This window comes from Bradyrhizobium sp. SHOUNA76 (assembly GCF_023006445.1).
In the GTDB taxonomy this organism is placed as follows: domain Bacteria; phylum Pseudomonadota; class Alphaproteobacteria; order Rhizobiales; family Xanthobacteraceae; genus Bradyrhizobium.
The window spans coordinates 1-812 of the sequence record NZ_JALBHA010001014.1; the positions used below are offsets into that span (position 1 = coordinate 1).

The following is an 812-nucleotide window of genomic DNA, read 5'->3' on the forward strand; positions in this document are numbered from 1 at the left end:
CCATCGCCAGCGCGACCGAGACGGCGGCGCTGCCGAAATTTCCGGTGGCCCCGCTCACCAGCACGCTCTCGCCTGGTCGCAGGTTCGCAGCGAGGAAGCCGCCGTAGGGCACCAGCAATGTCCCAAGGGCACACCATTGCGTCGCTTGCTCCGACGTGATTGCGCCGAGTGGTTTGACGTTCTCGGTCGGCACGCGCATCTGCTCGGCAAACGAGCCGTGGCGAAAATGCTGTTGCAGGCGCATGCCGTCGGCACCGGCAGCGGTCAGTCCTTGCAGCGCGATGTCGGGCGCGACGGCGTCGTCGCGCGAGCGCACCGTCGGATCGCAGAACACCCAGTCGCCGACGGCCAGCTTGGTCGCGTCCGGCCCGATCGCGCGCACCCGGCCGATGCCGCCAGGGCCCGGGATGATCGGCAGGTCGAGTGCGTAATTGCGCTCGCCGCTAAGAACCTCGTTCATGTAGGACAGCACGCGTGTGGCGACGATATCGACGATGACCTCGCCGGTGCCGAGCACCGGGTCTGGGGCATTCGCGATCACCAGGGACGAGCCGAACGATTTGAGTAGGGCAGCTTTCATAGTTCACCTCAAGGTCGGGTGAAGCCGATATGCGCCGCCTTGGAAGGGACAAGAAGGCCTGGTATTATCCTAGTATTCCAGAAACCCTCCATCGCGGGAGCGACAGCAATGGCCGACCCACGCCGTGTCGAATTCGGCGATTTCCTCAGGTCGCGCCGCGAAAAGCTGTCGCCGAAGACCGTGGGCCTTCCGGCGGGCCGCCGGCGGCGCACCGCAGGGCTGCGGCGTGAGG

Annotated in this window: 1 protein-coding gene and 1 pseudogene; one reads left to right on the plus strand and one right to left on the minus strand. The window is 66.3% G+C overall.

The window, feature by feature from the left end:
- The coding region (locus tag MOV74_RS39360; RefSeq protein ID WP_246933014.1) for an alcohol dehydrogenase catalytic domain-containing protein at positions 1 to 580 on the minus strand (580 nt) is incomplete at its 3' end.
- A gap of 108 nt (positions 581 to 688) precedes the next feature.
- Between MOV74_RS39360 and MOV74_RS39365 the strand changes: the two are divergent.
- A pseudogene (locus MOV74_RS39365) lies at positions 689 to 812 on the plus strand (transcriptional regulator); the annotation flags it as partial.